The sequence below is a fragment of the Comamonas sp. Z3 genome, from assembly GCF_008121565.1.
Taxonomy (GTDB): domain Bacteria; phylum Pseudomonadota; class Gammaproteobacteria; order Burkholderiales; family Burkholderiaceae_C; genus Comamonas; species Comamonas brasiliensis.
On sequence record NZ_VOQU01000004.1, the window covers coordinates 377,104 to 400,175 of the forward strand.

Here is a 23,072-nt window from a genome sequence, read left to right on the forward strand (position 1 = left end):
GGGCAGAGCGCTGCAGGCGGTGGATCGGCGAGCCGTCCGCTCGCACTGGCGATGCTTACGGCAGATCCTTCATGGTTTCGGGATCATTGGCCGGGCGCGGGCCTATGGTGCCCAGACGGCTTTTGAGCGACTGCGGCTGGCCGGTGATCAGCGCCGCATAGCTGGTGGTGTTGGAGAGCACCTTCTTCACATAGTCGCGGGTCTCGCTGAAGGGCACGTTTTCTGCCCAGATGGCAGCGTCCAGCGTAGGCCCGTTGCGCCAGTTGCGCGGGCGGCCCGGACCGGCGTTGTAGCCTGCGGCCGCCAGCGCCATCGAGCCCTCGAAGTCGTCAAGCGCCAGCTTGAGGTAGGAGGTGCCGATGGTGATATTGGTGTCGCGGTCGTTGATCATGTCGGGCGTGAAGCCCGTCATGCCGATCTTCCTGGCCGTCCAGCGCGCCGTGGCCGGCATCACCTGCATCAGCCCCGAGGCGCCTACGCCCGAGCGCGCATCCATGATGAAACGGCTCTCCTGGCGGATCAGGCCGTAGACATAGGCCGGGTCCAGCCCGATATTGCGCGACTTGGCCAGCACCGTGTCGTGATAGGGCATGGGAAAGCGCTGCTTCCAGTCGGCAAAGGTCTTGGTGCGCTCGCTGGTGTTGATGCAGCGATCCCAGACCTGGCGCTCGCAGGCCAGATCGGCGGCCGCATACAGCTCGCGGTCTTCCATGCCGCCGGGCTGGTGCAGATTGGTGGAGTAGTTCCACTCGCGCACGCCCTCGCTGCGCAGTCCCATGCCGATGGCATACAGGCCGCGATTGAGACCGGGGTTGCTGCGCACAGCCGCCTTTTCCTGCGCCGTCAACGGTGCCGGTGCAGGCGGCACCGTGATGCGCTGGCCGATCTCCTCCAGCGCCAGCTGCTCGTAGAAGCTGCCGTTGCCGGCCGTGTCTTCGAGCAACTGCCGTGCTTCGGCCTTTTCCTCGGCATTGGGGCGGCCTGCCAGCATGGCCCTGGCCTTCCAGTAGGCCCAGGTCGGGTCGGTGCGCTCCGGGCCCATGGCGTCGATGGCGCGGCGAACGGCCTTCCAGTCGCCGGCGCGCAGCGCGGCACGGGCCTTCCAGCCCAGCAGGTCATCGCTCAGGTCTTCGTTGCGGCGCACCTTGCCGAAATAGCCGTTGGCATCGGGCGAGAGCTTGAAGGCGGCCTGCTTGCCGACCACGGCCCAGGCCCAGTTGCGCTCCTCTCCATTGAGCTGGGCGCCCCAGCCGCCGTCGATCTGGGTGGCGGCCGCATCGGGGTCGCTGGCCGCCATGCGGATCAGCGCCAGCAGGGCCAGCTCCTTGCGCTCGCGGCCGCGCGCCTTGCTCTGGCCTGACAGGTATTTGGCGGGCGAGGCAAACACCTGCGCCACCTGGTCGGCCGCTTCGGGGGCGACGATGGCCACCGCATCACGGGCCGCCTTCTGGCGATTGGCTTCGGTGGCCACACGGGCACGGCGCCAGACATCGGCGTCGGTGATCAGCTTGCTCGCATACAGCTGGCCGGCGGCCGTGGTGCAGCCGTCATCGGCATCTTTTTGCGCCATCCACAGATCGCGTACCTGCTGGCCCACATTGGGTGCCCCCCGGCCTTGCAGGGCGTCGGCCAGCAGGGCGTAGCAGGTGACGGACTTGTCGTCGCGCATGCGGAACCTGGGATAGACCTGGCTGAAGGTGCTCCAGTCGCGCTGCTTGCCCAGCAGCAGCAGCCAGTCGTTGCGCAAGCGGTCTTCCTGGTAGGTGCCGGCGTAACGGTTCAGAAAGCCCTGGATTTCATCGGGCGATGCGGTCTCCAGGCGGTTCTTGAGTTCCCAGTAAGCGGCCCAAGGTTCGAGGGGGTGACCGGCAGCCTGGGGCAGGAGCTGGGTCAGCGCCGCCTGATTGCGGCTGCGGAATGCTTTTTGCATGTCCAGCAACACGGCGTCGCCCGGGTTCTGTGCCTGCGCAAAAGGAGCAGCTACAGTCAACAGGGAAGCCGCACAAAGCGGTGTCAAAATCTTCAGCCAGTGCATGGAGGAAATTATCCGATGGACAAAGCAGCGTTACGCCGCAAGTTGATTGAACTGCGCCTCAACCTTCCAGATCGCCTGCAACGCGCCGATGCGCTGCAGCAGGTGATGCGCTTTTGGCTGATGGAACGGCCCGATACCGTGATTGGCGCCTACTGGCCCATCAAGGGTGAATTCGATCCGCTGCCAGCCCTGCATCGCTGGAAGGAAGATGGCGAGCTACAGGGTACTCCACAACGGCGCAGAATCGGGCTGCCGGTGATCGACAAACAGCGCAAGACGCTGAGTTTTCACGCCTGGTACCCCGGTTGCCCCATGGAGGAGGACGCCTATGGCATTCCCAAGCCCAAGGATACCGAACTGCTGGTGCCCACGCTGCTGTTTGTCCCCTGCGTAGGTTATGCGGCCGGCGGCTACCGTCTCGGCTATGGCGGCGGTTTCTATGACCGCACGCTGGCCGAGCTGAGCCCGCGCCCATTCACCGTGGGCCTGGGCTACACCAATGGCTATGTCGATGACTTCCTGCCCGAGACGCATGATCTGCCGCTGGACGCCATCCTCAACGACAACGGTGTGGTCTGGCCCGTCTGAACCCCTATTTCGCTTTGCCATGAGTCGTCCCCGCAAGAACATTCCCCAGCGCAGCTATCGCCCGCGCCCCCCGCTGACCGTGATGCGGTCGCCGCTGACCGAGCTCGAGCTGCAGCGGCTGCAAGCCCATATGCGTCGCCATGGCCCGCTCAGCCTGACAGCGCGCCAGCACGATGCCATCTGGGACTTTCTGTTCGAGCGCCCGGAAAGCCAGGCCTGGCTCAGCCAGATGACGGCGCAGATTCAGGCCGGCCAGATCGCCACGCGCCCCAGCGCCTGAGTCGGGTCCATAGCGTAGCGCTCATCATTGAGGAGCATCTACCACATTTAATAAAAGGACTTCAGAGTCTTTTAGACCTGAAGTCCTTTTATATCAAGCGCAAGCAGCTATCAATTTCAAGCCGACTGGCTGGCGCGCCAGTTGTGCCAGCCCGATGCACGCAGCTCGCAGGCCGGGCAGCTGCCGCAGCCATAGCCCCAGTCGTGCAGCACATCGCGCGTGCCCTGGTAGCAGGTGTGGGTCTCGGTGCGAATCAGCTCCACCAGATCGCTGCCGCCCAGATCATGGGCCAGCTGCCAGGTCTGGGCCTTGTCCAGCCACATCAGCGGCGTATCGATGCGCAGCCGGCGCTCCAGGCCCAGGTTCAGCGCCAGCTGCTGGGCCTTCATGGTGTCGTCGCGGCAATCGGGATATCCGGAGTAATCGGTCTCGCAGACACCGGTGACGATCACCGTCAGCCCGCGGCGATAGGCCAGCGCGCCGGCCAGCGTCAGGAACAGCAGATTGCGGCCCGGCACAAAGGTGTTGGGCAGGCCATCGGCCTGCATGGCAAAAGCCACGTCCTCGGTCAGGGAGGAGCCGCCGATCTGCTTGAGCACGTCGAGCGACAGCACATGGTCCTCGCCCAGACGCGGCGCCCACTGGGGAAAGCGCTGAGCCAGCTGCTCGCGCACGCCGGCGCGCACCTGCATCTCCACGCTGTGGCGCTGGCCGTAGTCAAAGCCCAGCGTTTCCACGCGCTCGAACATGGCCAGGGCCTGGGCCAGGCAGGTGGTCGAGTCCTGACCGCCCGAGAACAGCACCAGCGCGCCCTTGTGGTGACCAGCCCCTGCCACAGGCGCGGCCAAGTTTGCAGAAGAAGTGGAAGTATTTGCCATAGTGGTGCAATTACATCATCCGCCGCGCCGCCCAGACATGACTGTGGAATCAAAACGCACAGACCGCCGGGCCCAAGCTTGATAAGCTCGGCGGCAGATACACACGGGAGTCCGCCATGAAGCTCTATATCGGCAACAAGAATTACTCGTCCTGGTCCATGCGGCCCTGGGTGCTGATGCGCCAAAGCGGCATCAGCTTCGAAGAGCTCACACTGCGCTTTGACAGCTTTGCGCCCGACTCCAGCTTCAAGCTGCAGGCGCTGGCACTCGCCCCCACCGGCAAGGTGCCACTGCTGGTCGATGAGGGGCTGATCATCTGGGACAGCCTGGCCATCTGCGAATACCTGGCCGAGCGCTTTCCCGACAAGCATCTGTGGCCGCAGACCGTGGCCCAGCGTGCCCGTGCGCGCAGCCTGGTGGCACAGATGCACAGCGGCTTCGGTGCGCTGCGCAGCTTCTGCCCCATGAATATCGAAGCCCAGCTGCAGGAGACTGGCGCCCGGCTCTGGGCCGAGCATGCCGACCTGCGCAGCGATGTCCAGCAGCTCGAAGAACTCTGGACCCCGCTGCTGAGCGCCGCCAGCGGCCCCATGCTGTTTGACCAGTTCAGCATTGCCGATGCCTTTTTTGCGCCGGTCTGCATGCGCATCAACAGCTACGGCCTGCCGACCTCGGCCCCGGTACGCGCCTATGTGCAGCGCGTCACCCAGCTGCCCGCCACCCAGGAATGGATTCAGGCGGCCCTGGCCGAGCAGGATTTTCTGCAGTTCGAAGAGCCCTATCGCCAGCAGCGCTGAGGCAGCAATCCCGCAATCGCGGTATCTGCAGGCCGACGCGCAGCCACTACCATGGCAGCATGAGTGAATTCAAGGTTTTCAAGGTAGGTGGCGCGGTGCGCGATGCATTGCTGGGCCTGCCCGTCAACGACACGGACTGGGTGGTGGTCGGAGCCACACCGGAGCAGATGAGCGCGCGCGGCTTCGTGCCCGTGGGGCGCGACTTTCCGGTGTTCCTGCACCCTCAGACCCATGAGGAATACGCGCTGGCGCGCACCGAGCGCAAGAACGGCATGGGCTATCGCGGCTTTGTGGTGCACACCGCCGCCGATGTGACACTGGAAGAAGACCTGGCGCGGCGCGATCTCACCATCAACTCCATCGCCGCTCCTGCGGACTGGAGAGGCAATGACGAGCTTCAGGACCTGGTGGACCCCTATCACGGCCAGCAGGATCTGAAGGACCGCGTGCTGCGCCATGTGACCGATGCCTTTCGCGAAGACCCGGTGCGCATTCTGCGTCTGGCGCGCTTTGCGGCGCGCTTCACCGACTTCCGCGTCGCGCCCGAAACCATGGAGCTCATGCGCGAGATGGTGGTGGCCGGCGAGGTCGATGCCCTGGTTCCCGAGCGCGTGTGGCAGGAAATCAGCCGCGGCCTGATGGAGGAGCGGCCCTCGCGCATGTTCGACATCCTGCGCGAATGCGGAGCGCTGGTCCGGCTGCTGCCCGAACTCGACAGACTCTGGGGCGTGCCTCAGCGCGCCGAATACCACCCAGAGATCGATTGCGGCGTGCATGCCATGATGGTGCTGGACATGTCGGCGCGCCTGCAGGCTCCGCTGTCCGTGCGCTTTGCCTGCCTGTGCCATGACTTCGGCAAAGGCACCACGCCGGCCGATGTCCTGCCCCGCCATATCGGCCATGAACAGCGCAGCGCCCGTCTGCTGCTGCAGGTCTGCGAGCGCTGGCGCGTGCCCAACGACTGCAAGGAGCTGGCCGAGGTCGTGGCACGCGAACATGGCAACCTCCACCGCAGCAACGAACTCAACGCCGCCGCCCTGCTGCGCCTGCTGGAGCGCTGCGATGCCATCCGCAAGCCCCAGCGCTTCGAGGAGGCCCTGCAGGCCTGCGAATGCGATGCACGCGGCCGGCTGGGTTTTGAAGAGACGGCCTACCCGCAGCGCCAGCGCCTGGGCAATGCCCTGAAGGCGGCACTTGCCGTGGAAACCGCTCCCGTTGCCCAGGCGGCAGCGCAGCGCGGCCTCAAGGGCAAGGCCATCGGCGATGCCGTAAGCAAGGCGCGCGAGCAGGCGATTGCCGCCTATCTGGAAGGCGGCGCCTAGCCGTCAGCGCACCGAGGCCCGAGAGGCAAGGATGGGCTCAGCTTGAGTTAAGTCAAAGAAGGTATGCTGCAGCCATTGCACATTACGAGACGGCGGTGGCGATGCGCTCCGCCAAGGCCATGCAGCGGGTCACGAAACCCGCTGTAACAGCCATGCCTTAACGGCGTGGTTTTAGAACATGCTTACGATCTCCTCGGGCCGCGACAGAGGCTTTGCGGGATGGGATGCGAGGGGGCGCCCCCCGCGCGCGATACCGCAGACCGCCCCTGACCGGGCGTGCGCAAAGCCCCTGTCCCGCAGGGTTGGAGCGAAATCGGGCGATTTGCGGCGCGCTGACTCCTGCTTGCACCCCGGTGCAAGCGGCGAGCCATCGCTTCGAACTCATCCCGCTTGCTCTCCAACGCGGCTACGTAGAAATCGTAAACACGTTCTTAAACGGGCAAGTGTCCGGCCCACAGGCCACGGCCTTGCCCTCTTGCTTCAAGGAGGTGCTCTGATGTCCTTACCCCAGACCATGAAAGCCGCCGTGGTGCGTTCCTTCGGGAAACCGCTCACGATCGAAGAGATGCCGGTGCCACGACCGACAGACGATCAGATCCTGGTCAAGATCGCTGCTTCCGGCGTCTGCCACACCGATCTGCATGCGGCCGAAGGCGACTGGCCTGTCAAGCCTCATCCACCCTTCATTCCCGGCCACGAGGGCGTGGGCTATGTGGCGGCAGTGGGCAAGAACGTCAGACATGTCAAGGAAGGCGATCGCGTGGGCGTGCCCTGGCTGCACAGCGCCTGCGGCTTCTGCCGCCACTGCATAGGCGGCTGGGAGACCCTGTGCGAATCTCAGACCAATACCGGCTATTCGGTCAACGGCGGCTTTGCCGATTACGCACTGGCCGATCCCAACTATGTGGGTCATCTGCCGTCCAATGTGAGCTTTATCGATATCGCTCCCGTGCTATGCGCCGGGGTCACGGTGTACAAGGGCCTGAAAGTCACCGACGCCAAGCCCGGCGACTGGGTGGTGATTTCCGGCATCGGCGGTCTGGGCCATATGGCCGTGCAATATGCCAAGGCCATGGGCTTCAATGTCGCTGCCGTCGACATCGATGACGGCAAGCTCGCGCTGGCGCGTCAGCTGGGCGCCACCGTCACTGTCAACGCAAAGACCACCGACCCGGCGGCCTATCTGCAAAGAGAGATTGAAGGTGCCCATGGCGTGCTGGTCACCGCCGTGTCGCCCAAGGCTTTCGAGCAGGCGCTGGGCATGGTGCGCCGCGGCGGCACGATTTCGCTCAACGGCCTGCCACCGGGCGACTTTCCGCTGCCGATTTTCTCCATGGTGCTCAAGGGCATCACGGTACGCGGCTCCATCGTCGGCACGCGCCTGGACCTCCAGGAGTCGCTGGACTTTGCTGCCCAGGGCAAGGTCAAGGCCACCGTGTCCACCGACAAGCTGGAAAACATCAACGACATCTTTGCCCGCATGCACGAGGGCAAGATCGAAGGCCGCGTGGTGCTGGACATCGCCGCCTGAGAGGCTGGCCGGCCCCGAGCCGGGGCCGGGTGAGAGGGCCGCCGCTCAGATCACCGAGCGCACCCAGCGCACGATTTCCGAGGCCGGCAGGGCCCCGGAGATGCGGGCCAGTTCCCGGCCTTCCTTGAAGATCACCATGGTCGGAATGCTGCGGATGCCCAAGGGCGCCGCGGCCTGTGGATAGGCTTCGGTATCGAGCTTGGCCAGCTGTGCCTGCCCCGCCAGCTGCTGGGCCGCCTGGGCAAAGGCCGGCGCCATCATGCGGCAGGGGCCGCACCAGGGCGCCCAGAAATCCACGACCACGGGCAGCTGGCTGCGGCCGGTGTGCCGGAAAAAGCTGTCGTTGTCCAGGGCCACGGGCTCGCCCGTCACCAGCGGCTGGTGGCAGCTGCCGCAATCGGGCTGATTGCCCAGCTGGTCGCTGGCGATGCGATTGGTGGTGTGGCAATGAGGGCAGACGTAGTGCAGGGATTCGGACACGGAGCAACCTTTCTGGGATTGACGCAAACAGGAACGCGACAAGGAGCGGCCTCCCGAGGCAGTCGCCCGGCCTGAACCCGCTTTGCGCAAGTCGTACTTTCTTTCGCAATGCCTGGCTTGCACCGGCAGGCGCAGGTCGGGCTCAGGCCTGTATGTGCAGCCAAAGCCTGCAGATTCAAGCCGGAACCTGTCTACGTTCTCAGAGCTTCACAAAGCGGGCAATCAGCGCCGCCACCACGCTGAGCAGCACGGTGCTGGCCACCGGCAGGAAGAACTCCTTGCCGAACAGCCGAAAGCGGAAGTCGCCGGGCAGACGCCCCAGCCCTATGCGCTGCAGCCAGCCGTGCAACCCGTTGACGAGCAACAGGGCCAGAAAAATGACGATCAACCAGCGAATCATGAGGCCGCAAGTATAGAGGCGCGCCGTCCTGGAGACCTGAGCGTCCATGCTGGCAGGCAGCCATTCCGTTTATGCATGACATGCTTCCCAAAGATTGATTGACCTCAATTCCCCCCTCTGCCCATGATGTCCAGGCCCTGCGCCATGCAGGGACCGGGCCCATGCGTCTGCCGTCACGGCCCGCCAACTACAAACAAAGAGACATACCGTGCCCCAGACCTTTTCACGCAAACAGTTTCTTCTGACCGCAGCGCTGCTGGGCGCCAGCCTGGCCCTGCCGGCCGCGGCCGACAGCTTCCCCAATCGCCCGCTCAAGCTGGTCGTGCCTTTCTCGCCCGGTGGCAACACCGATGTCGTGGCGCGCCTGGTCGGCCAGGGTCTGGCCGAGGCCCTGGGCCAGCCGGTCGTGGTGGAGAACGTCCCCGGCGCCAACGGAGCCATCGGTGCCAGCCGCGTCGCGGCCGCCGCCAATGACGGCTACACCCTGCTGTTCGGCACGGCAGGCACGCAGGCCATCAATCCCAGCCTGTACCGCAATCTCAGCGAGAAAAACCTGGACGACTTCGAGTACATCGCGCTGGTGACCTCGATTCCCAACGTGCTGGTGGTCAACGAGTCCAGAACACCGGTCAAATCGGTGGCCGAGCTGGTAAGCCATGCGCGCGAGCGCCGCACCGGCATGAGCTATGGCTCGCCGGGCATGGGCTCCACCGTGCATCTGTCGGGCGAGCTGCTCAAGAGTGCCGCCAGGCTGGACCTGATCCACGCCCCCTACAAGGGAAGCGCTCCGGCCCTGACCGATCTGATCGGCGGGCAGATCGATTTCATCTTCGAGAACATCACACCGGCGCTGCCCTTCATCCAGAGCGGAAAGCTCAAGGCGCTGGCCGTGACCTCGGCCGAGCGCCTGCCCATGCTGCCCCAGGTTCCGACCATGAAGGAAAGCGGCTTCCCGTCCTTTGTCACCGCCACCTGGAACGGCGTGCTGGCACCCAAGGGAACACCGCGCGCCGCGGTCCAGCGCCTGGAGGCAGCCACGCTCAAGGTGGCCAGCAGCCCCGAGTTCAAGGCCCGCGTCGCGGCCCTGGGCGGCGAGCCCCGCCTGCTCGGCTCGACCGCCTTCCGCGACTTCACACGCACCGAGTACAAGCACTGGGCCAGCATCATCCAGGCCGCCAAGCTCGAAAAGCAGTAGGCGCGCCAGGCACGCAGACGCTATAGCCGATGCGTGCGGTCGCCCTGCACAAAGCCCAGCGGCGTCCAGGGCTCCACGCCCTTGGACAGGGCAACGACCTTGAACAGCTCGCCCATCTCATGCTCCATGACCAGCTTGGAGGCCATGGAGCGGGCCTTGATGCCGACCGCATCCAGCCGGGGCGCAAGCCCGCAGTTGATGAGAAAGTGCGCCTGATTGGTATAGCCCAGCACGTCGAAGCCCGCATCCTGGGCCGCCACGGCCGTGCCTGTGAAATTGACGTGGGCCGTGATGTCCTTGAGGCCGACCAGCACCAGCGGATCGTTGTCCACCTGATGCTGGTAGTGGCAGACCAGGGTCCCCATATGGCGCTGCTCGTGGTAGTACTCGCTCTCGCCAAAGCCGTAATCGATGAAGAAGGCGGCTCCCCGGGTCAGACGCTCGCCCAGGGTGTGGATAAACGCCTCGCCCTGGCGGTGGATTTCGGTCAGAAAATCATGCGGCCCGCCGATATCCACAGGCGGACGCAATTCGGTGGCCCGGTCCTCCCAGGCAAAGGCCGCTTCATCGCCGCCTGCGCCGAGCACCACGCCGCGCTCATGCCATTGGCCTGCGGTGCGCTGCAACAGCTGCACCGGCATGGCATCCAGCACCTCGTTGCCGATGATCACGCCTTCCATGGCCTCGGGCAGCGCGTCCACCCAGCGCACCAGATGTTCGTACCGCGTCAGCGCCAGCTTCTGGCGCGCACGCAGCGTGCCCGAGAGATCGACGATGGTGTAGCGCTCTGGCAACGCACCCTGAGCCGCCAGCTCGTCAAGGATCTGCAGCGCCAGCGCGCCCGTGCCAGCGCCGAACTCCCAGATCTCGCGGGTATTCGTTTTTTGTAGCGCTTCCCGTAACTGGGACGCCACTAGCTGGCCAAAAATAGGCGAGATTTCAGGCGCCGTCACAAAGTCGCTGCCCGACTCCGGCATGGTGCCGAACTTGGCCGTTTCATTGGCGTAATAGCCCAGTCCCGGCGCATAGAGCGCCAGCTCCATGAAACGGTCGAAAGGCAACCAGCCGCCCACGGCGGCAATCTCCTTGGCAATGCGGGATTGCAAGGCGCTCGTTAAACTTGAGGGTTCTGTCGTCACAACCCGCATTTTCCACGAATGTCCTCACCCGCCCGACCACGCACAGTATTGGTGACCGGTTCTGCCCGTCGCCTTGGACGTGACATGGCCCTGGCCCTGGCCCGCGCGGGCTGGCAAGTGGCTGTGCACTACCGCGACTCCCGCGATCAAGCTATGCAAACCGTAGCTTCTTGCGCAGAGCTGTCTGGCGATAGCGCCGCGTTTGATGCTGACTTCTTTGACGAGGAATCGGTACGCTCGCTGGTGCCGCGTGTGGTGGAGCGCTTTGGCCGCATCGACGCCGTGGTCAATAACGCCTCGCTGTTCGAACATGACGATGCCCAGAGCTTCAGCTATGTGGCGCTGGAAGCGCATCTGCGCAGCAACACGGGCGCGCCCATCCTGCTGTCCCAGGCTCTGCACGCCCATGTGCAGGAGCGCGTGGCGGCGGGCGAAGCCTCGGCCCAGGGCGCCGTGGTCAATGTGCTGGACCAGAAGCTCTGGAACCAGAACCCCGACTTCCTGAGCTACACCCTCTCCAAGGCGGCCCTGGAAGCCGCCAACACCATGCTGGCCCTGGCACTGGCTCCGCGCGTGCGCGTGGTGGGCGTGGCACCGGGCCTGACACTGACCAGCCATATGCTGAGCCAGGAAAAGTTCGAGGCCCTGCACGCCATGAGCCCGCTGGGACGCTCCTCCTCGTCCGAGGACATTGCCGCCGCTGTGTGCTTTGCACTGGAAAACCGCTCCATGACGGGCACCACCATGCTGGTCGATGGCGGCCAACATTTACAGCGCTTCGAGCGCGATTTTTCGATGATGTGAGCCCACCGAGGCCGCACCCTTTCCCATGACTTCCACTTCCGGACAACAGATTCTCACGCTCACCGGCCTGCGCTTTGATGCCAGCCTCGGGATTCTTGCGCATGAGAAACAAGAGCCCCAGCCGATCCAGGTCGACGCCGAACTCAATCTCGGCCCCCAGCCCCTGGCTCCGCGCGATGACGACATCCTCCATGTGCTGGACTACCGCAAGGTGCGCCAGATCATCATCGACGAATGCACCTCCGAGCATGTGAACCTGCTCGAGAGCCTGATCGGCAAGCTGGCCCAGCGCCTGCTGCAGCTGCCCGGCGTGCGCGGCGTGCGTGTGAAAATTGCGAAGCTGGAAATTTTTGACGACTGCGAAGTAGCCATTCGCATCGAAACCGGACAATGGTGAACCCCATGAATGCAGTAAACGACAACCCCTGGATTGCCGAAGAGGCAGAAGCCGCCGATGCTGCGGCCGCAGAGAACGCCGCCGCCAAGCCCGGCAAGATCAAGATCGAGCGCGAACAGATCAAGCTCGAAAAGCGCCTGTGCCGCGAAGTGGGCAAGGCCATCCTCGACTACAACATGATCGAGGAAGGCGACAAGATCATGGTCTGCATGTCCGGCGGCAAGGACAGCTACACCCTGCTCGACATTCTGCGCAAGCTGCAAAAGCGTGCGCCCGTGAAGTTCGACATCGTGGCCGTGAACCTGGACCAGAAGCAGCCCGGCTTCCCCGAGCATGTGCTGCCCGAGTACTTCCAGAGCATCGGTGTGGACTACCACATCGAGAACCAGGACACCTACAGCGTCGTCAAGCGCGTCGTGCCCGAAGGCAAGACCACCTGCGGCCTGTGCTCGCGCCTGCGCCGCGCCATTCTGTACAAGGTGGCCGACCAGCTGGGCTGCACCAAGGTGGCCCTGGGCCATCACCGCGACGACATCGTGCAGACCATGATGCTCAATATGTTCTACGGCGGCCGCATGAAGGGCATGCCGCCCAAGCTGGTCAGCGACGACGGCAGGCATGTGGTGATCCGCCCCCTGTGCTATGTACCCGAGAAGGACACGACGCGCTGGGCCCAGTACCAGAACTTCCCCATCATTCCCTGCAACCTCTGCGGCAGCCAGGACGGCCTGCAGCGCGTGGCCGTGGGCAATATGCTGCGCGAGTGGGACAAGAAGTTCCCCGGCCGCATCGAGAGCATGTTCCGCGCCATGGGCAACATCGTCACCACGCACATGATGGACCCCCAGCTGCACGACTTCAGGAACGCCAAGGCCACGGGCATTGCCGATCCCAACGGCGACATGGCCTTTGACCATGAAGAGCTGCCAACCATGGCCGCCCTGCCCGGCGGGGTACAAGTGGTACAACTGTCCTGAGCGGACTTTTGAACTAAAACCGGACCCCGCAGTCCAATCAAAGGCCCATCCCATGGGCCTTTGTCGTTTTCAGAGAAATCATCATGAACCTGCGCAAAACCTCCTTACGCTGGATCGGCCTTGTGGCCCTGACTGCGACGGCTCTGCTGGCCGGCTGCAGCACGGTGCGCGAGGTCAACAGCACGGTGCAGAGCTTTTCCGCACTGAACACCATCCCTGTGCCCGCCACCTACCGGCTGGAGACCCTGCCCTCGCAGCAAGGCCAGGTGAACTTCGCGGCCGTGGAAGCCCAGGCCCAGCATGCGCTGGCGCGCGTCGGCCTGACGCGCGATGACTCGCGCGCCAGCCTGGTGGTGCAGATCAGCGCCATGGCCCGCTATGCGCGCGACTGGGCCAGCTGGCCCTATTACGACCCCTACTGGGGTCCGCGCTGGGGCTGGGGCATGAGCTACGGGCGCGGCTTCGGCTGGGGCTTTGGCGGCGGCATGATGTTCAACGAGCCGCCGCTGGAGTATTACCGCGCCGTGAGCATCGTCATGCGCGACATCAAGACCCAGCAGATCGTCTACGAAACCTCGGCCCAGCGCCAGGATGTATGGACCGACGACCCGGCCATCTTCGGCATTTTGTTTGATGCTGCGCTGACGGGCTTCCCCAAGCCGCCGCAAGGCCAGCGCAATGTGCGCACCGTCATCCAGCCGCCGGGAGCCCAGCCTGCCAGCGGCACGCCGTCAGCTCCTGCACAGCCCGCCGCATCGGCTGCACCAGCCGCCCCGGCCACCGTGGCACCGGCCACCGCGGCGCCGGTACGTTGATTTGCAATCTTCAACAGTTTCCGGGCCTGGCGCATGCTAACGTCCAGCTCGGCTTGAACCGGGGCCTCCTGCCCGGGCCTTCGCCATGAAAAGGATGAAGTCATGAAGAAATTTGCTCTCTCCACCCTGCTTTGCGCCACAGTGGCCGCGGGCTCCTTCAGCGCCCATGCCAGCGGTCTCGGCGACGCCTTGCGCGGCCAGCTGGGCGGCGGCGCGGCCGAGAGCAGCTCCAGCACCTCGGGCCTGGGCGGCATGCTCGGCGGCTCCGGAGGCTCTTCGGCACTGTCGGCCCTGGGCCTGGGCAACCTGAGCTCCGGCACGGCCAGCAATGCCGCCGGTGTCCTCACCTACTGCATGAAGAACAACTACCTGAACGCCGACAAGGCCGCCCAGGTCAAGAATCAGCTGCTGGGCAAGCTGGGCCTGGGCCAGAAGGAAGAGCCCAAGGATCAGGGCTACCAAAACGGTCTGATGGGCATGGTCACGGGCGCCGACGGCAAGAGCTTCAGCCTGGACAAGGTCAAGAGCAACCTCAAGGAAAAGGCCTGCGACTTTGTGCTGGACAATGCCAAGTCACTGATCTGACACCGAAAGACATGGCAGCCGGCGCTTGAAGCGCAAGCGCTGCAATGGCCAGAAGGCCTGCAACCGTGGTTGCAGGCCTTTTTTCTTGCTGGCTGCGCCCTGGTGAAGGCCGGGCGTCAAAAAGTCTGTAACAACAGACCGGGGGACAGGCAGACTTTGTTTGCAAGACAATGACTGCTCAATAAAACAACCTACGCTGAACGAGCCAAGACATGCACGCCACGCGCATCATTGCCATCCGGCACGGAGAGACAACCTGGAACGTCGATGGACGCATCCAGGGGCATCTGGATATTCCCTTGAACGACACCGGCCTGTGGCAGGCCGAGCAGGCGGCCCAGGCGCTGGCCGACGAGAGCATTGCTGCCATCTACAGCAGCGACCTGCAGCGTGCCCATGTCACGGCGCAGGCGATTGCCCGCACATCCGGGGCCCCGCTGCATGCCACCACCGGTCTGCGCGAGCGCTGCTTCGGCGATTTCCAGGGCCGCACCTTCAAGGATGTGGAAGCCACCCAGCCCGAGGACGCACAGCTCTGGCGCACGCGCAACCCGGTCTATGCCCCGCCCGGCGGCGGCGACTCGCTGCAGGCCTTGCGCGAACGCATCTCCACCACAGTGGACGGGATTGCACGCCTGCACGAGGGCGAGCAGATCGTGCTGGTCGCCCATGGCGGCGTGATGGACGTGCTCTACCGCCTGGCCACGCGCCAGGACTTCCAGACGGCCCGCACCTGGGAGCTGAGCAACTGCGCCATCAATCGCCTGCTCTGGACGCCTGACGGCCTGTCTTTGGTAGGCTGGGCAGATACCGCACACCTTCAGCAAGGCAGCCGAGATGAAGCACATTCCTGAGCATCTGCAGACCCTGGTCGGCCAGGCCGTCAAACGCATAGACACGCCCGCCTTGGTCATAGACCTGGACGCCATGGACCGCAATATCGAGCGCATGGCCCGCTTTGCCCAGCAGCATGGTGTGCTCTGGCGCCCGCATGCCAAGCTGCACAAGAGCGCGCACATCGCCCATCTGCTCGAGCATGCCGGCGCCTGTGGCCACTGCGTGCAGAAAGTCAGCGAGGCCGAGGCGCTGGCCCAGGGCGGCATCACGAATATCTTCATCAGCAACGAAGTCATTGCCCAGACCAAGCTGGCACGCGTGGCGGCCCTGGCCAAGGCACTGAATGCCCAGGGCGGCCGGCTGGCCCTGGCCGTCGATTGCGAGGAAGGCATCACGCGGCTGGCGCGGGCCCTGCAGGATGCGCAGGCCGGCGATGCAGCCATGGATGTGCTGGTGGAAATCAACGTCGGCCAGAACCGCTGCGGCGCAGAGCCCGGCGAAGCCGCCGTGGTCCTGGCACAGGCGATTGCGGCCCAGCCCGTGCTGCGCTTTGCGGGCCTGCAGGCTTATCACGGCGGCGCCCAGCATCTGCGCGGCGCCGAGGAGCGCAAGACCGCCATCGAGCAGGTGCTCAAGCTCGTCAACCGCACGCGCCACGAGTTCGACCGCGCCGGCCTGGCGATACCGCTGATCACGGGCGCCGGCACGGGCACCATGGTCAACGAGGCCGCCAGCGGCATCTATGGCGAAATCCAGCCCGGCTCCTTCCTCTTCATGGACGCCGACTACGCGGCCAACCAGCGCGACGCGGCCCAGCCCCTGTTCGAGCATGCGCTCTACGTCAAGACCCAGGTCATGTCGCTCAGCAGCGATCACGCCGTCTGCGATGCCGGCCACAAGGCCCATGCCATAGACTCCGGCCTGCCCCGGCTGCATGCGCTGGCGCCCGAAAACGCGCTGCGCTTTGCCAACGGCGGCGACGAGCATGGCGTGCTGCACCCCGATGCCGACGCCGGCAACCACAGCGGCTGGCTGCCCGCCCTGGGCGAGACGCTGTGGCTGATTCCCGGCCACTGCGACCCCACGGTCAATCTGCACGACCATCTGATCGGCGTGCGCGGCGGCCGGCTCAAGGGTGTGGTCGAGCGCATCTTCACGGTCGACGGACGCGGTGCGCTGACTTGATAGAGGCTTCGGTCACTATCAAAAACAGAGCTTTAATCGCTTTCCATGCATTGATTTCAAGGCATAAATAACCTGAAATTCATATATGGCAAGCGTAAGCAGCTCTCCTATTGATAGAGCTTTGCAGAATGGCGCGGCATCAGGCCGCGATCTTGCGCGGCGCCTGCAGCCGGCGCAGGGCTTGCGGATGCTCCGGCCTTTGCAGGCCCAGGTGCTCGCGCAGCGTGCGCCCCTCGTACTCGGTGCGGAACAGGCCGCGCCGGCGCAGCTCGGGCAGCACGAGTTCGATGAAATCGTCGAGCCCGCCCGGAAACCACGGCCCCATGATGTTGAAGCCATCGGCCGCTCCCTCCTCAAACCATTGCTGCAGCTGGTCGGCAATGGTTTGCGGCGTGCCCACGATCTGCTGGTGGCCGCGCGCGCCGGCGATCTTCAGATAGAGCTGGCGAATGCTCAGGCCGTCGCGCCGCGCCAGATCGACGAGCAGGCGCTGGCGGCTCTGCGGCCCCTCGGTAGGCGGCAGTTCCGGCAAAGGGCCATCCAGCGGATAGGCCGAGAGATCCAGCTCCCCGGCAATGCCCGCCAGCAGCGACAGCCCGACCACGGGGTCGATCAGCGACTGCAGCTGTTCGAACTTGGCTTCGGCCTCGGCCTGGGTACGGCCCACCACGGGGAAGATGCCGGGCATGATCTTCACATCGTCGGGGTGGCGGCCGTAGTGCTGCACGCGCGACTTGATGCTGCGGTAAAAGCGCTGACCTTCCTCCAGCGTCTGATGCGCCACAAAGATGACTTCGGCCGTGCGCGCGGCCAGCTCGCGCCCCTCGTCCGAGGCACCGGCCTGCACCACCACCGGCCGCCCCTGGGGCGAGCGCGCCACATTGAGCGGGCCGCGCACCTGGAAATGCGCGCCCTGGTGGTGCAGCGCATGGAGCTTGCCGGGATCGAGGTAGATGCCGCTTTCCTTGTCGCGCACAAAGGCATCGTCCTCCCAGCTGTCCCACAGGCCCACGACCACGTCATGGAACTCGGCCGCACGGCGGTAGCGGTCGCCATGCGCGTCCTGGGCGCTGCGGTTGAAGTTCAGGGCCTCGGCCGTGGTCGCCGACGTCACCAGATTCCAGCCCGCGCGGCCGCCCGAGATCTGGTCGAGCGAAGCGAACTTGCGCGCCAGGTTGTAGGGTTCGTGGTAGCTCGTGGAGGCCGTGGCGATCAGGCCGATGCGCTGCGTCACGGCGGCCAGTGCCGACAACAGGGTCAGCGGCTCGAACTGGTCGCTGCGTGCAATGCGGGCCAGTGCCTGATCGTTGTCGGAGCGCACCGCCACGCCATCGGCCAGGAATACCGCATCGAACTTGGCGGCCTCCGCCTTTTGCGCCAGCGCCGCATAGTGGCCGAAGTTCACGCCCGCATCGGCCTGCGCGCCGGGATGGCGCCAGCCTGCGATGTGGTGGCCGGTCTGCATGAGGAAGGCACCGAGCCTGATCTGCTTTTTCTGTGTGGTCATGAGAGGCTTTCAATGAAGGGAAAAGTCACCAGGCAAAGCGCAGGCCGCCGTGCGGCAGCCAGTGCGCCGCGCGCGGCTCGGCCGGGGGCGGCACATCGCTGGGGCCACGCCGCTCGGGGCCCAGAAAGTCGGCCAGCAGGGCATCGCGGATGCGCAGGAAGGCCGGGTCGCTGCGGTTGCGCGGATGGGGCAGGTCCACGGGCGCGATGCGCCGGATGCGGCCCGGATGCGGCTGCATGACCACCACACGGTCGCCGAGGAAGACGGCTTCCTCCACATCGTGGGTCACCAGCAGCATGGTGATGCGCTCGTGCTGCCAGATGCGCTGCAGCTCTGCCTGCAGCCGCGTGCGCGTGAGCGCATCGAGCGCGCCGAAGGGCTCGTCGAGCAGCAGCACGCGCGGGCGGTTGACCAGGCCGCGTGCAATGGCCACGCGCTGGGCCATGCCGCCCGAGATCTGGCGCGGAAAGGACTGCTCGAAACCCTGCAGGCCCACCAGCGCCACGTGCTCGGCGATCAGCTCGCCCTTTTCGGCCGCGCTGCGGTCGGCGTTGCGCAGACCCACGGCAATGTTCTGCTCCACCGTGAGCCAGGGAAACAGCCGGTGATCCTGGAAGACGATGCCCCGGTCCAGGCCGGGCGCCGTGATGCGTTCGTCGCCCAGTGCGATGTGGCCCTCGTAGTCCGCATCGATGCCCAGCACCAGACGCAGCAGCGTGGACTTGCCGCAGCCGCTGGCGCCCACGATGCTGATGAACTCGCCCGCCCGCACCTGCAGGTCGATGTCCTGCAGCACCTGCAGGCTGCCGCTGGCGGCCTGGGCATGGTCGAACTGTTTGGAGGCGACGTGGATATGCAGATCGTCTGCCGTGGTCGTCGTTGCCATAGAAGAGATGCTTTCCTGGAAAGAAGAGAGAAGACGCTCAGCGCCCGAGCCGCCGCGCCAGCGCGCGTTCGAGCGCGCGGGCACCGGCGTTCATGAGCCAGCCGACGAAACCGATGGTGACCATGCCGAACAGCACCAGATCCATGCGGAAATGCTCGCTGCCCTCGATGAGCAGATTGCCCACGCCGCGCCCGGCCACCAGCAGGTACTCGGCCCCTATCGTGGCCAGCCACGAATAGACCAGCGCCAGGTAGATGCCGGTGAAGATCGAGGCCGCCGCCGAAGGCAGCACCACATGCCAGGTGGTCTGCCAACGCGTGTAGCCATAGACGCGCGCCACCTCCAGCAGCGAGGCAGGCGTGCTGCGGATGCCGTCCACGGTGTTGACCACCACGGGCACCAGGGCCGCGAGCGAGAGAAAGACCACCTTGGCCACGTCGCCCAGCCCGAACCACACCGAGATCAGCGGAATCCAGGCAAACAGCGAGATCTGCTTGAAGGTATTGAAACTGGGCCCCACGAGACGGCCGAAGCGCGGCCACAGCCCCAGCAGCCCGCCCAGTACCAGCCCGCACGTGCTGCCGATGACAAAGCCGGTCAGCTCGCGCAGCAGACTGGCCCGCAGATTCAGCCAGAGCTGACCGCTGGTGACGAGATCCAGGCCCGTGGCCAGCACCTGCAGCGGCGACACCAGCAGCGCCGAGTTGACCCACTGGAAGTGCGACGCCAGCACCCACAGCAGCACAGCCGCCACTGGCAGCACGAGTCCGCGCCAGCGCGCGGGCACGGAAGACAGGATGTCCGGTGTGCTCACAGCAGTCCTCCCTCGACGACCGGGCGCACGCCGTTGCGCGCCGCCAGCCGCGCCTCGGCCGCATCGAGCAGGCGGTCGATCAGATAGCCCAGAGCGCCCACGATGATCACGGCAGCCATGACCAGATCGAGCTGGAACAGCTGGCGCCCATAGACGATGAGGTAGCCCAGGCCTTCGCTCGATGCCACCAGTTCCACCACCACCAGCGACAACCAGGCCTTGGTGAAGCCCAGGCGCAGCCCCGTGAACAGCGTGGGCAGTGCCGTGGGCAGCACGATCTCCAGCACCTGCTGACGACGCGTGTAGCCATAGACGCAGCCCACCTCCAGCAGGTTCTGCGGCGCCTGCCGAAAACCCTGCAGCGTGGCCAGCGTGACGGGCACCAGGGCGGCCTTGGCGATGAGGATGTACTTGAGCGGCTCGCCTATGCCCACCAGCAGCAGCACAAAAGGCATCCAGCCCAAAACGGGAATCTGCACCAGCGCATTGAAACTGGGCAGCAGATAGGCTTCCACGGACCGCGACAGCCCCATGAGCGTGCCCAGCAGCAGGCCCAGCAGACTGCCCGCCACAAAGCCCACCAGCACGCGCTGCAGGCTGGCTGCGGCATGGGTCCAGAGCTCGCCATTCGTGGCCAGCTCGGCCAGGGTTTCCCAGACGAACTGGGGCGATGGCAGCACCTGGGGCGAGATCCAGCCGCGCGCCGAGCCCAGGGCCCAGAGCAGCAGCAGACCCAGGGGCAGGAAGAAAGGCTCGGCACTGCGCAGCAGGCTCCGCCAGACCGGCGGTCCGACAGGACGCTGGCGCGCCGCAGCGGCATCCATCAGGATATCGGCCATGGGCATCAGCGCAGTGCCACCGGGCTGGCATCGGGGTTCTGGCCCCGGACCTTGACCTGGCCCTTGGCGTCGAATACGGTCCAGCGCTTTTCCAGTCCCTGCTGCTTGAGTGCGGCCTGCAGATAGCGTGGCTCGAACCAGCCCTCCAGCGAGACCGGCCGGCGGATCAGCTTGAGCTTGGCCGCATCCTCGGCCACCGAGCGGTAGCGCGCCACGATGAAGTCATCGAGCAGCGGCGAGTTGCGCACGGCCAGAGCCTGCTTGTCGAACTCCGCTTCCCAGGAGGCCGCAGGCGTACCCGTTCTTGCCCAGAGCTGGAACAGCTCGCTGCGGTTCTTCTCGTCCGAAGCCCAGTTGGCTGCGCGCACGAACTGGTTCACCACCTTCTGCACCTGCTCGGGATGCTCCTTCTCGAACTCCTCGCGCACCAGCAGCGCCGCCTGGCGTGTCAGCGCCGGGTCCTTGCCCTGGGTGGAATACACCACCCTGGCCAGACCCTGGTCGCGGATCTTGAACCACTCGTAGCCACCGAACGAGGCATCCACACCGTTGGAGACCAGGGCCGCCTGGGCGCTTCCCGTGTCGAGGTTGATGGCCTTGAGATCACGCTCGGCCAGCCCCACGCTTTGCAGCGCGTTGATCGCCACCAGATGGCCGTTGGTGCCACGGAAGATCGCCACCTTGCGGTCCTTCAGCTCCTCGATGCGCTGGATGCCCGACTGCGGCGGCACCACCACATAGAGATTGTTGCGTGCACCGCTGGTCACCAGCAGCCGCGTCCTGAGTCCGTTGGCGCGCCCCACGATGGAGGGCAGGTCGCCCTGATAGGCGAAGTCGATCTGCTTGTTCGACAGCGCCTCGTTCACAGCCGGTCCCGCGCCCTTGAAGAACAGCCATTCCACCTTGATGCCGGAGTCCTTGAAAGCCTCCTCCAGCCACTGGTTGGCGCGGACCACACCACCGGGCGAGCCGCCCCAGTTGATGGGCTCGCCGCCGCCCGCCGTGGCCACGCCTATGCGTATGGCCTGGGGCTGCGCCGCCTGGGCCAGGGAGCCGAACAACAAGCCCAGGGCCGCCAGAGCGGCACGACGGCCCCAGGGCCGGGAAATCAGGGAATGGATCATCTGCAGTCTTTCAAAGGCAAAGGCTGGCCCCGGCGCCGCGCTTGTGGCGCGCCGCCGTCCGGGGCCGGAACGGGAAAAATTCGGGAGAGAGATCGCGGCCGCTCAGCGCGCAGCCAGCTTGCTGGCGATGTCGGTGCCCGCAAAGAAGTCGGGCCTGGCCTCGGTGTAGAAGCGGTAGGGGTTGTCGAACACCAGCGCGCGGAAGTCCTCGGCGCTGATGACGCCCTGCTCCACCAGATCCCAGCTCTCGGCCAGCGGCTCGGTCAGATCGGGAACGTCCCAGTGGCCGATATCCGAGGACCAGATGGCGTTGATCCTGGCGCCCAGCGGATTCACCCGGGTGTTGAAGGCCGCGGCCACGGTGCGGTCGTCGGCCTCGGCACCGAAGAAAAAGGGTTTGACCCAGCGCTCGCGGATGTCCTCCACGCTCTCGATGCCGGCGGCCAGGAAATCGTCGAGCTCGTCGCCCTGCGGGTCGCGGCTGTGCGGCAGCGCGGAAATGCCCAGGCTGTCGCGCAGCAGCGTCTCCTTGTTCAGCGGCCTGCCCTTGGTGAGGTCGGCGCCGTATTGTTCGAACAGCGCGGCCAGCAACTCCACATCGGCATGCGCGGGGTTGTAGTTCTGCACGGCATGGCGGTTGCGCTTTTCAAAGCGATCCACCAGATGCGTGTACACATGCGATCCCCAGTCGGCCCCACCTTCGAGCAGGCCCACGCGCAACCCCGGAAAGCGGCGCGTCACGCCGCCGAAGAACAAGGCCTTGGCAAAGGCCTGCGAGCCATCGGCAAAGTGGCCGATGTGGTTGAACATGTAGTTGCTGATGGACTGGCGCCCGGTCCAGCCCTGGCTGCCGTAGTGCGTGGTGACGGGCACGCCCAACTCCACCACCTTGGCCCAGAACGGGTCGTAGTCGTAGGGGCTGTCCAGACCGTAGAAGTCGGTGTAGCTCGCGTGACGCGCCACCTCGGGGTGCTCGGCCTTGGGGTATTGGGCCGCAATCGCCGCAATAGGCCTGCGCACCCCGCCCGCGATATTGATGACCTTGAGCCCCAGCGTCTTCACGGCGAACTCCAGCTCCTCGATGCCTTCCTGCGGGGTATTGAGCGCAATGCCCGCCACGGGCGTCAGCCGGTGCGCATGCTTGCGATACAGGTCGGCATGAAAGTGATTGATGGCGCGGTGCAGCGGCTGACGGAATTCGTCGCCCGCAGCAGCCGGTGCCAGCACATCGTTGGGAAACAGCACCGAATAGTCCGCCCCCTGCTCCTCAAGCCGCTCGGCGAGCAGATCGGGCAAGGTGTAGGTGGCCAGATCCAGCGTGTTGCGCGTCACCCGGGCCCACCAGGGCGAACGCAGCGTGCGGTGGTGCTGGCGCTCCTCGGGGCTCTGCTGGTACCAGTCCTTGCCCTGGGCAGAGCGCGTCGCGAAACGCCCGCCCAGCGCCTTGCGCAGCGCATCCACCAAGGCGCTGCCGCCGTAGTGCTGAACATAGTCCTCCAGTGCCGGCGTGTAGTCGTTGACATGCACATCGGTGTCGATCACGGGGTAGTCGAGCCGCGCTTTCACGGCCACCGAGCGCGAGGAGGTCTTGTTCGGAAGTCTGTTCGTCATGACGTTTTCCTTCGTGGATGCGTAAGCGCAGAGTACGCAAGCCCGA

Annotated in this window: 24 protein-coding genes; 13 read left to right on the forward strand and 11 right to left on the reverse strand. The window is 65.4% G+C overall.

What is annotated here, in order from left to right; all coding sequences use genetic code 11:
• Nucleotides 1-55: 55 nt before the first annotated feature.
• Nucleotides 56-2,035 carry a lytic transglycosylase domain-containing protein gene (locus tag FSY59_RS13860; RefSeq protein WP_003050943.1) on the reverse strand — a complete coding sequence of 660 codons (1,980 nt, stop codon included), beginning with the start codon at nt 2,033-2,035 and terminating at the stop codon, nt 56-58.
• Nucleotides 2,036-2,050: 15 nt separating this feature from the next.
• Between FSY59_RS13860 and FSY59_RS13865 the strand changes: the two genes are divergently transcribed.
• Nucleotides 2,051-2,623 carry a 5-formyltetrahydrofolate cyclo-ligase gene (locus FSY59_RS13865; protein WP_003050942.1) on the forward strand — a complete coding sequence of 191 codons (573 nt, stop codon included), beginning with the start codon at nt 2,051-2,053 and terminating at the stop codon, nt 2,621-2,623.
• Nucleotides 2,624-2,642: 19 nt separating this feature from the next.
• Complete coding sequence (locus tag FSY59_RS13870) at nt 2,643-2,903, forward strand: hypothetical protein (protein WP_148729149.1); 261 nt, start codon at nt 2,643-2,645, stop codon at nt 2,901-2,903.
• Nucleotides 2,904-3,019: 116 nt separating this feature from the next.
• Here FSY59_RS13870 and queC read toward each other — a convergent pair whose 3' ends face one another.
• Nucleotides 3,020-3,781: a 7-cyano-7-deazaguanine synthase QueC gene (gene queC / locus FSY59_RS13875; protein WP_019044042.1), complete on the reverse strand. Its 762-nt coding sequence runs from the start codon at nt 3,779-3,781 to the stop codon at nt 3,020-3,022.
• 116 nt (nt 3,782-3,897) lie between these two features.
• Here queC and FSY59_RS13880 point away from each other — a divergent pair, with 116 nt between their 5' ends.
• From FSY59_RS13880 to adhP, 3 genes are all read left to right on the forward strand, one after another.
• On the forward strand, nt 3,898-4,578 hold the full coding sequence (locus FSY59_RS13880) for a glutathione S-transferase family protein (protein ID WP_003050937.1): 681 nt from the start codon (nt 3,898-3,900) through the stop codon (nt 4,576-4,578).
• 59 nt (nt 4,579-4,637) lie between these two features.
• Nucleotides 4,638-5,900, forward strand: a complete 1,263-nt coding sequence (locus FSY59_RS13885) for a multifunctional CCA addition/repair protein (RefSeq protein WP_148729150.1) — start codon at nt 4,638-4,640, stop codon at nt 5,898-5,900.
• A 496-nt stretch (nt 5,901-6,396) separates the two neighbouring features.
• Nucleotides 6,397-7,431, forward strand: a complete 1,035-nt coding sequence (adhP, locus tag FSY59_RS13890) for an alcohol dehydrogenase AdhP (RefSeq protein ID WP_003050933.1) — start codon at nt 6,397-6,399, stop codon at nt 7,429-7,431.
• A 45-nt stretch (nt 7,432-7,476) separates the two neighbouring features.
• On the opposite strand, the gene trxC is transcribed toward adhP, so the two are convergent.
• Entirely contained in the window at nt 7,477-7,911 is a 435-nt protein-coding gene (gene trxC, locus FSY59_RS13895; RefSeq protein ID WP_148729151.1) for a thioredoxin TrxC, read from the reverse strand.
• Between the two features lie 199 nt (nt 7,912-8,110).
• Complete coding sequence (locus FSY59_RS13900) at nt 8,111-8,311, reverse strand: DUF2905 domain-containing protein (RefSeq protein ID WP_012839950.1); 201 nt, start codon at nt 8,309-8,311, stop codon at nt 8,111-8,113.
• 208 nt (nt 8,312-8,519) lie between these two features.
• Here FSY59_RS13900 and FSY59_RS13905 point away from each other — a divergent pair, with 208 nt between their 5' ends.
• Nucleotides 8,520-9,506 carry a tripartite tricarboxylate transporter substrate binding protein gene (locus tag FSY59_RS13905; RefSeq protein ID WP_003050927.1) on the forward strand — a complete coding sequence of 329 codons (987 nt, stop codon included), beginning with the start codon at nt 8,520-8,522 and terminating at the stop codon, nt 9,504-9,506.
• 20 nt (nt 9,507-9,526) lie between these two features.
• Here FSY59_RS13905 and FSY59_RS13910 read toward each other — a convergent pair whose 3' ends face one another.
• Nucleotides 9,527-10,654: a class I SAM-dependent methyltransferase gene (locus FSY59_RS13910; protein WP_187427916.1), complete on the reverse strand. Its 1,128-nt coding sequence runs from the start codon at nt 10,652-10,654 to the stop codon at nt 9,527-9,529.
• Nucleotides 10,655-10,663: 9 nt separating this feature from the next.
• Between FSY59_RS13910 and FSY59_RS13915 the strand changes: the two genes are divergently transcribed.
• The 7 genes from FSY59_RS13915 (at nt 10,664) to FSY59_RS13945 (ending at nt 16,245) form a co-directional block, all read left to right on the forward strand.
• The gene (locus tag FSY59_RS13915; protein ID WP_148729152.1) at nt 10,664-11,449 is read left to right on the forward strand and encodes an SDR family oxidoreductase; all 786 of its coding nucleotides are present in this window, start codon (nt 10,664-10,666) and stop codon (nt 11,447-11,449) included.
• 25 nt (nt 11,450-11,474) lie between these two features.
• The gene (locus FSY59_RS13920) at nt 11,475-11,846 is read left to right on the forward strand and encodes a dihydroneopterin aldolase (RefSeq protein ID WP_003050921.1); all 372 of its coding nucleotides are present in this window, start codon (nt 11,475-11,477) and stop codon (nt 11,844-11,846) included.
• Nucleotides 11,840-12,823 (forward strand): tRNA 2-thiocytidine(32) synthetase TtcA, encoded by a 984-nt coding sequence (gene ttcA / locus FSY59_RS13925; RefSeq protein ID WP_003050917.1) that lies wholly within the window; start codon nt 11,840-11,842, stop codon nt 12,821-12,823. The genes FSY59_RS13920 and ttcA overlap by 7 nt, the downstream gene beginning before the upstream one ends.
• Nucleotides 12,824-12,906: 83 nt before the next feature.
• Nucleotides 12,907-13,638 carry a DUF4136 domain-containing protein gene (locus FSY59_RS13930; protein ID WP_148729153.1) on the forward strand — a complete coding sequence of 244 codons (732 nt, stop codon included), beginning with the start codon at nt 12,907-12,909 and terminating at the stop codon, nt 13,636-13,638.
• Nucleotides 13,639-13,740: 102 nt separating this feature from the next.
• The gene (locus FSY59_RS13935) at nt 13,741-14,223 is read left to right on the forward strand and encodes a DUF2501 domain-containing protein (protein ID WP_003050913.1); all 483 of its coding nucleotides are present in this window, start codon (nt 13,741-13,743) and stop codon (nt 14,221-14,223) included.
• A 212-nt stretch (nt 14,224-14,435) separates the two neighbouring features.
• Nucleotides 14,436-15,077 (forward strand): histidine phosphatase family protein, encoded by a 642-nt coding sequence (locus FSY59_RS13940; protein WP_003050911.1) that lies wholly within the window; start codon nt 14,436-14,438, stop codon nt 15,075-15,077.
• On the forward strand, nt 15,061-16,245 hold the full coding sequence (locus FSY59_RS13945; protein ID WP_148729154.1) for a DSD1 family PLP-dependent enzyme: 1,185 nt from the start codon (nt 15,061-15,063) through the stop codon (nt 16,243-16,245). The genes FSY59_RS13940 and FSY59_RS13945 overlap by 17 nt, the downstream gene beginning before the upstream one ends.
• 139 nt (nt 16,246-16,384) lie before the next feature.
• On the opposite strand, the gene FSY59_RS13950 is transcribed toward FSY59_RS13945, so the two are convergent.
• The 6 genes from FSY59_RS13950 to FSY59_RS13975 form a co-directional block, all read right to left on the reverse strand.
• On the reverse strand, nt 16,385-17,752 hold the full coding sequence (locus FSY59_RS13950; protein WP_148729155.1) for an LLM class flavin-dependent oxidoreductase: 1,368 nt from the start codon (nt 17,750-17,752) through the stop codon (nt 16,385-16,387).
• Between the two features lie 25 nt (nt 17,753-17,777).
• Nucleotides 17,778-18,638, reverse strand: coding sequence for an ABC transporter ATP-binding protein (locus FSY59_RS13955; protein WP_148729156.1), 861 nt, complete (start codon nt 18,636-18,638; stop codon nt 17,778-17,780).
• A gap of 37 nt (nt 18,639-18,675) precedes the next feature.
• Nucleotides 18,676-19,452: an ABC transporter permease gene (locus FSY59_RS13960; protein ID WP_003050902.1), complete on the reverse strand. Its 777-nt coding sequence runs from the start codon at nt 19,450-19,452 to the stop codon at nt 18,676-18,678.
• Nucleotides 19,449-20,297 (reverse strand): ABC transporter permease, encoded by an 849-nt coding sequence (locus tag FSY59_RS13965; RefSeq protein WP_148729157.1) that lies wholly within the window; start codon nt 20,295-20,297, stop codon nt 19,449-19,451. The genes FSY59_RS13960 and FSY59_RS13965 overlap by 4 nt, the downstream gene beginning before the upstream one ends.
• The gene (locus FSY59_RS13970) at nt 20,297-21,415 is read right to left on the reverse strand and encodes an ABC transporter substrate-binding protein (protein ID WP_148729158.1); all 1,119 of its coding nucleotides are present in this window, start codon (nt 21,413-21,415) and stop codon (nt 20,297-20,299) included. Before FSY59_RS13970 ends, FSY59_RS13965 begins: the two co-directional genes overlap by 1 nt.
• 102 nt (nt 21,416-21,517) lie before the next feature.
• Complete coding sequence (locus FSY59_RS13975) at nt 21,518-23,026, reverse strand: amidohydrolase family protein (protein WP_148729159.1); 1,509 nt, start codon at nt 23,024-23,026, stop codon at nt 21,518-21,520.
• Between the last annotated feature and the right edge of the window lie 46 nt (nt 23,027-23,072).

Coding starts and splice junctions, on each gene's coding strand:
- FSY59_RS13860 (WP_003050943.1), bottom strand. CDS start 2,035: ATGCACTGGCTGAAGATTTTGACACCGCTTTGTGCGGCTTCCCTGTTG.
- FSY59_RS13865 (WP_003050942.1), top strand. CDS start 2,051: ATGGACAAAGCAGCGTTACGCCGCAAGTTGATTGAACTGCGCCTCAAC.
- FSY59_RS13870 (WP_148729149.1), top strand. CDS start 2,643: ATGAGTCGTCCCCGCAAGAACATTCCCCAGCGCAGCTATCGCCCGCGC.
- queC (WP_019044042.1), bottom strand. CDS start 3,781: ATGGCAAATACTTCCACTTCTTCTGCAAACTTGGCCGCGCCTGTGGCA.
- FSY59_RS13880 (WP_003050937.1), top strand. CDS start 3,898: ATGAAGCTCTATATCGGCAACAAGAATTACTCGTCCTGGTCCATGCGG.
- FSY59_RS13885 (WP_148729150.1), top strand. CDS start 4,638: ATGAGTGAATTCAAGGTTTTCAAGGTAGGTGGCGCGGTGCGCGATGCA.
- adhP (WP_003050933.1), top strand. CDS start 6,397: ATGTCCTTACCCCAGACCATGAAAGCCGCCGTGGTGCGTTCCTTCGGG.
- FSY59_RS13900 (WP_012839950.1), bottom strand. CDS start 8,311: ATGATTCGCTGGTTGATCGTCATTTTTCTGGCCCTGTTGCTCGTCAAC.
- FSY59_RS13910 (WP_187427916.1), bottom strand. CDS start 10,654: ATGCGGGTTGTGACGACAGAACCCTCAAGTTTAACGAGCGCCTTGCAA.
- FSY59_RS13915 (WP_148729152.1), top strand. CDS start 10,664: ATGTCCTCACCCGCCCGACCACGCACAGTATTGGTGACCGGTTCTGCC.
- FSY59_RS13920 (WP_003050921.1), top strand. CDS start 11,475: ATGACTTCCACTTCCGGACAACAGATTCTCACGCTCACCGGCCTGCGC.
- ttcA (WP_003050917.1), top strand. CDS start 11,840: ATGGTGAACCCCATGAATGCAGTAAACGACAACCCCTGGATTGCCGAA.
- FSY59_RS13930 (WP_148729153.1), top strand. CDS start 12,907: ATGAACCTGCGCAAAACCTCCTTACGCTGGATCGGCCTTGTGGCCCTG.
- FSY59_RS13935 (WP_003050913.1), top strand. CDS start 13,741: ATGAAGAAATTTGCTCTCTCCACCCTGCTTTGCGCCACAGTGGCCGCG.
- FSY59_RS13940 (WP_003050911.1), top strand. CDS start 14,436: ATGCACGCCACGCGCATCATTGCCATCCGGCACGGAGAGACAACCTGG.
- FSY59_RS13945 (WP_148729154.1), top strand. CDS start 15,061: ATGAAGCACATTCCTGAGCATCTGCAGACCCTGGTCGGCCAGGCCGTC.
- FSY59_RS13950 (WP_148729155.1), bottom strand. CDS start 17,752: ATGACCACACAGAAAAAGCAGATCAGGCTCGGTGCCTTCCTCATGCAG.
- FSY59_RS13955 (WP_148729156.1), bottom strand. CDS start 18,638: ATGGCAACGACGACCACGGCAGACGATCTGCATATCCACGTCGCCTCC.
- FSY59_RS13965 (WP_148729157.1), bottom strand. CDS start 20,297: ATGCCCATGGCCGATATCCTGATGGATGCCGCTGCGGCGCGCCAGCGT.
- FSY59_RS13970 (WP_148729158.1), bottom strand. CDS start 21,415: ATGATCCATTCCCTGATTTCCCGGCCCTGGGGCCGTCGTGCCGCTCTG.
- FSY59_RS13975 (WP_148729159.1), bottom strand. CDS start 23,026: ATGACGAACAGACTTCCGAACAAGACCTCCTCGCGCTCGGTGGCCGTG.